This window comes from Arcicella sp. GW458-12-2-14-TSB2 (assembly GCF_059423785.1).
The window spans coordinates 20,827-27,105 of sequence record NZ_JBWKYN010000072.1 but is presented as its reverse complement, the minus strand read 5'-3'; the positions used below and the strand labels follow the sequence as shown (position 1 = coordinate 27,105).

Below are 6,279 nucleotides of genomic sequence, written 5' to 3'. Positions count from 1 at the left end.
ATCTGGATTTTTTATGTTTTATTTCTTTAAAATAGTATCTAAAACCTTTAGTTTACCGTCTATTTTATGGTTGTATTCTAAGCCAAGAATCTTACTAATCATTGGATAGATATTTACATTTTCAAAACCATCTATTTTTGTTTGAGGTTTGAAGGCTGGTCCCCAAGCAAAGAAAGTAGCGTGCATATCTTCAATGGCTGGGTCGAAACCGTGTTTCCCTGGCGTCGTAGATTTACCTGTAATACCAAATACTTTAGGTAAATGTGGCACAAGTAAAATATCGCCAACACGATTATACTTGTCGTCTTTTGTGCCATAATGCCAACGACTAGGAATGTTTTTCTTTAAGTATACATCAAAGTCAACTGCTTCTTTCTTCAAAGCCTCGTAGGTTGGCTTAATATCTTTTTTATCTTTTGCATACAATTGTAACAATGCATCTCCACGAGGAATAATGAATTTTTCAGGGTCGATTGCTTTAGGTAAAAGCATAGGATGTTCGTATTCAACTTTGGTCATACCGTGGTCAGAAACAAATACGAAGTTTACAGGCAAATGCAGAGAATCAACAGTGGCAACCAGTTTGCCGATGCTATTGTCTACAAAATGTACTGCTTCTTCGGTTTCTTTTGAGTCTGGGCCATAGGTATGGGCTTCATGGTCAACCTCAGGGAAATAAAACGTAATCATATGCGGACGCTTATCTTCAGGTAATTGAAGCCAATTTTTAACCGTTTGAATACGCGTATCAATATCTATTTTATCGTTATAGTTGTAGTAGTAAGTAGGTAAAGTGCCTTGAATATTACTTTCAGAAGCAACCCAGTAAAAACTAGCACTTATCATCTGTTGTTGTTCTGCTAATACCCATAGAGGCGTTCCACCATACCAAGAGCCATCTGCAACGGCTTTTTTATTTCCCATTCCATAACTCTCTTGGCGCTGTGCGTCATAAAAAGAATTATCAACCAATCCATGATGTGCTGGATACATTCCAGTTACTATGCTATAATGATTTGGGAAAGTAAGCGAAGGAAAAGAGGGTAGCATATAGGCTGCTGTTACGCCATCGTTACTCAATTTACGAAGATTCTTGGCTTGATACTTATCAGTAAAGTCTGTACGAAAACCATCAGCCGAAATCAAAATTACATAAGGCTTTTGTTGTTGAGCTAGGCTATTGCTACGATTCGGAATGATTTGCTGCGTTAAGTCTTGAGCAATGCTATTAGAAACACAAAAACTGAGCAAGACAAAAAGGAGATGGAGTATTGATTTTTTCATTTGAAATACTATCGAAAATTGATAGGCTTTAAAATTTGTTGAAGTGAATTGATAATTATTAATAAAATCTCTTAAAGCAATTTAGTCCATTCTTAATCAAAAATCAAAAACTTATTCATTTCTATTATTTAACCATTCATCAAATGGACACAAAAATCAAATTTATAAAGGTTAGGTACATCACCACCATATTAAATATTTGTTAAACTTCTAATTGAAATAATGATTTTGACGCATTGAAGAGAGAAATTTAGCAAATTTTTCGGCTAATACTCATTATGAATTTCATCCAATATTATTCTTCGCGTCGCTTTATCAAAGGCTTCTTTGTTATATGCTTATTAGTAAATAATCTTTCAAATCTCTGCTCACAAACATTTAAGGAGGAAGATAAAGAAAATCTGGGGCTGTATTTCCATAATCCAGATACCACGTTTCGCTTGCTAAAAGAAAAGTATAATAAGGCAAACGAGCAAAAGGATTTTGTCCAAGCAGGGCTTTATCTACAACAAATGGGGCAAATCTGTTATCACTTTGGGCATTACCCTCAGGCATTGGATTTTCATTTACAGGCCAGTACGATATTTAAAGACAATCAAAAGAAAGAACTGTTGGCCGGTAATTTAAACGATTTGGGTGTTTTATATTATTACAATCATCAGCGAAACTTGGCTCGTCAGTATTATGATGAAGCGTTGGGAATTTATAAAAATACCAAAAATGAATTAGGGATGGCCAATACGTTGGGGAAGATTGGTCAGTTATACGAGAAACAGCAAAAATATGATAGTGCCTTTGTTTATCAGCGTCGGGCAATGATGCATTACCAAAAGATTAATAATCGCCAAGGGATGTCTAAGATTTATGAAAACATTGGAAGTATTTATGAAGACCTTGCTAAGTACGATTCAGCCTATTTTTATTATCAACGTTCATTTACGCTTAATAAGGAGACAAACAACCAAATAGCCCAAATAGAAGTATTGAATAATCTAGGAGATGTTTTTAGAAAAACAGATAAGGTAAGAGAAAGCTTACAGTATTCTAAAAAAGCTTTGGCTATGGCATTGGATACAAAAGAAAATTATCAGCTATCAGGAGCCTATCGTGATATTGCTAAAGCATACAATTTACTTGGACGAAACGATAGTGCTTATCATTACTTAGAATTAAGCCGAAAAACGGCCTTAGATATTTATGATGAGAATAGTAATAAGCAATTGGCTTTGCTACAAGTAATGTATGATATCAGCAAAAAGAACAATGAAATACAGCAATTGAATAATGCGAAAAAGCAAAACCAAATTATTGGGTTTGCCATCGGAATAGTAACCATTTTATTAGCGGCTTTGGCGACGGTAATTATTAGCCGACAACGCCTGAAAATAAAGAGTGAAAGATTTTTGAACGAAGAACGGAATCATGTATATGAAACCCAAAAGGAATTGATGGAGGTAGCTTTGAGAAATAAAGTATTGGAAGAAGAAAATCTTAAAAATCTACTAGAAGTAAAAACCAAAGAATTGAGTTCGCATACACTGCATGTTATTCAGAAAAATCAGTTGCTTGAAAAGCTCTATAACAAGTTGGAAGAAATGATTAAAGACGAGCGTCGTGACCCTAAAAGACAGCTTAGACAAATCATGCAGGAAATCAATCAAAGTTTTAATCATGACCAATATTGGGACGAATTTAGGGGTATTTTTGAGCAAGTACATCAGAGCTTTTTTGATAAGCTAAAAGCTACGACTGATAACCTTACCGCAAACGATTTACGCTTGGTGGCCTTGTTGAAAATGAATCTTAATTCTGCTGATATTTCCTCGTTGCTAGGTATCTCTCAAGATAGTCTTCGAGTGGTTCGGTACCGTTTACGCAAGAAATTGAATTTAGCCCAAGGGGATAGCCTTTCGGCATTTATTCAAGCATTATAGGTTGTTAATGATTTGGAAATGTAACGGTAACAATTTAATAATGTAGCGATTGTGTATTTTTAAGCTATTGATTATTAGTTAATTAACAGTTTTTTGTTTCTATTGTTGCCTTCTTGTTTATATGCTTTGTAACGCTGTTGCTTTTTTGTAACGCTTCAAATTTGCTTGTATTCTTTTTGTATTTGAACCTTTGTTACATCAAAAAATGATGTCGAAAGAATTTTTAACTAAGCTCTGATAAAAGAGCTAATTAAAAATAAATCACAAAGCAAAATGAACAAAATATACAGCCTAATTAGTTTTTTTATATTAATCACTTTTACTGCTTTCTCTGGAACATTGAGTGGAATAGTGATTGATAAAGAAACGGGCGAACCACTAATAGGAGCAAATGTACGATTAGATAAAAAAGGTTTTTATGATGCTACTGGGCTAGACGGGTCATTCAGTATCAAGAACCTTCCAGCAGGGAAATATCAAGTGAAAATTAGCTATGTTGCTTATGAAACTATTACACAAGAAGTAATCATCGGTAAAGACAATACTTTTCTAAAACTGAGTTTAGTACCTGATTTAAAACAATCACTCAATGAAGTTGTTGTGACTGCCACGTCAGATAAATCAACGGAAAATTCAGCTCGTTTTTCAGAACGAAAAGCTAATCAATTGATGAACATTGTTTCTGGTAGAGCGATAGAAATTTCTCCAGATTTAACGGTGGCGAATTTAATACAAAGAGTATCAGGAATTTCTATTGAAAGAAATAGTAATGGTGACGGACAATATGCTATTCTGAGGGGAATGGATAAGCGTTATAATTATACTTTAGTGAATGGTATCAAAATACCTAGCCCAGACAACAAATATCGCTATGTACCGCTAGATATTTTCCCTTCTGAACTGTTAGGTCGTTTAGAGGTATTTAAGACCTTGACGCCTGATTTAGAGGGTGATGCCGTAGGAGGTGTTGTAAATATGGTGATGAAAGATGCACCTAATCAATTAGAAATTAAAGGGAATTTAGCAGGAGGATACAATGAATTGTTCATGAATCGTGGATTTACAAATTTTGATGCGAGCCAGATACAGAATCAGTCGCCTTATGAATTAAACGGTAGTACCTATTCGGCGACATCAAAAGATTTTCCGAAAGGCACTTTGACACTGCAAACTAAAAACCCAATTCCTAACATCGTAGGAGGGTTATCGATAGGGAATCGTTTTTTACAAAACCGTTTGGGTGTAATTTTGGCAGGAAGTTTCCAAAACACGTATCGTGGTAGTAATAGCAAATTCTTCTCTTCAACGGTTTATGATACTGAAAAAACTTCAAGAATTACCAGTTTAGCTGAACGTCAATATTCTGAAAGACAGGAACGCTTGGGTTTGCATGCAAAAATAGATTTTCGATTTAACGAGCGAAATAAATTGCAGTGGTACAATGCCTATATGAACCTGATTAACGAGCAATTAAGAGACACTAAAACAACAGAATACTCATCAGGAGGGTACGACCCAGAAAAAGGAAATGCAGGCTTAACGTTTGGGATTCGTTCAAGGCTGACACAACAACAAATTTTTAATAGTACTTTACAAGGCACACATCAATTATCAGATAAATTTAAATTCAATTGGTCGGCAGTATATTCTACGGCTTCTAACCAAGTACCTGATAATACAAGCTTTAGTGTATTGGGTAAAAGAGAAAACTTTGTAGAAACCAAAATATATCCTCAGCAAAGTAGTCGCCGTTGGGAACATAACGATGACAGTGATTTAGCCACTTACTTAAACTTGACGTATTTAAGTAAGTGGAAGAGTAACCCGCTGGAAATCAGTACGGGAGTGCTATATCGTGATAAACAAAGAAGTAATTTTTATAACAACTATGTACTGCAACCAACGAATCCTTTTGCTGTATTTGGTAAAGATTTTAACAATTACAATGAAGTAGATTTTACCGTTCAAAACCCAAGAGGAACAGTAGCCTCAGCATTGAATTATGATGCTACTGAAAAAATAGCAGCAGGGTATTTAATGGCAAAACTAAATACTAAAGCAACGCAATTCATTGGTGGACTTAGGGTTGAAAATACAGACCAAGGCTATCAGATGTTGTTTCCTCTTGGCGAACTTCATCCGTCTGGAAACCAAGTATATACTGACTTTTTGCCAAGCTTAAACGTCAAGCATAGTTTAAATAATATTCAAAATTTGCGTGCTTCATATTTCCGTTCAATCAATCGTCCTGGGTTTTTCGAGATTGTTCCAGGGAAAGTGGTCAATGAAGAATTTCAAGAAAGAGGAAATCCTGATTTGCAACGTGCTGTGGCCGACAATATTGATTTGAGATATGAATATTTCCCGAATGCATCTGACCAAATAATGGCTGGCGTTTTCTATAAATACATTAAAAATCCGATAGAATATACCTTGCAAGTAGATGAAACTCGTGGGCAAGATGTATTTTATACCCCAGGGAATTTTGGGAATGCCAATAATTATGGTTTGGAGTTAGATGTAATTAAGTATTTCAAAAACTTTGGCATCAAAGCAAACTATACCTACACACATTCGTCTATTACAACCAAAAAGAATATAAGGGTTCGTAATAGTTCGGGTAACCTAGAATCTATCTCCGTTAATCAAACGCGCCCACTCTATGGACAGTCGGAACACATCGGTAATTTTTCTTTACTCTATAGAAATTCAAAAACAGGATGGGATGCACAATTAGCAGCGTCGTATACAGGTGAGCGTATCAATACAGTTTCACAGTTTTTAGATAATGATTTATGGCAAGAGGCCTTCGTTCAGATGGATTTCTCGATAGAAAAGAAATTGAGTGACCGTTGGGTGATTTTTGGCAAAGCCAACAATTTATTAAATACACCGATGAGAGTATTTATCAAAAATACCAATCCAGTCAATGCCAATATACCAGAGCAATCAAAAGGAGGAAATGATAAAACCTTGATTCGTGAAGATTATTACCAAAGAAGTTATTTAATAGGCATAAAATTCAAATACTAAAATATTCAAAATTCAACTTTATTAATGT

General features: G+C 35.0%; 3 protein-coding genes. 2 read left to right on the top strand and 1 reads right to left on the bottom strand.

Annotated features, from left to right (window positions below; all coding sequences use genetic code 11):
• Nucleotides 1-18: 18 nt before the first annotated feature.
• Complete coding sequence (locus AC07XN_RS12110) at nucleotides 19-1,284, bottom strand: alkaline phosphatase family protein (protein ID WP_494743275.1); 1,266 nt, start codon at nucleotides 1,282-1,284, stop codon at nucleotides 19-21.
• A gap of 278 nt (nucleotides 1,285-1,562) precedes the next feature.
• Between AC07XN_RS12110 and AC07XN_RS12105 the strand changes: the two genes are divergently transcribed.
• Both AC07XN_RS12105 and AC07XN_RS12100 read left to right on the top strand, forming a co-directional pair.
• On the top strand, nucleotides 1,563-3,218 hold the full coding sequence (locus AC07XN_RS12105) for a tetratricopeptide repeat protein (protein ID WP_494743274.1): 1,656 nt from the start codon (nucleotides 1,563-1,565) through the stop codon (nucleotides 3,216-3,218).
• A 273-nt stretch (nucleotides 3,219-3,491) separates the two neighbouring features.
• On the top strand, nucleotides 3,492-6,251 hold the full coding sequence (locus AC07XN_RS12100; protein WP_494743273.1) for a TonB-dependent receptor: 2,760 nt from the start codon (nucleotides 3,492-3,494) through the stop codon (nucleotides 6,249-6,251).
• The last annotated feature ends 28 nt before the right edge of the window (nucleotides 6,252-6,279 follow it).

What these genes read in the sequence shown, in the direction of transcription:
- AC07XN_RS12105 (WP_494743274.1), top strand. Translation starts at nt 1,563, where the DNA reads ATGAATTTCATCCAATATTATTCTTCGCGTCGCTTTATCAAAGGCTTC.
- AC07XN_RS12100 (WP_494743273.1), top strand. Translation starts at nt 3,492, where the DNA reads ATGAACAAAATATACAGCCTAATTAGTTTTTTTATATTAATCACTTTT.
- AC07XN_RS12110 (WP_494743275.1), bottom strand. Translation starts at nt 1,284, where the DNA reads ATGAAAAAATCAATACTCCATCTCCTTTTTGTCTTGCTCAGTTTTTGT.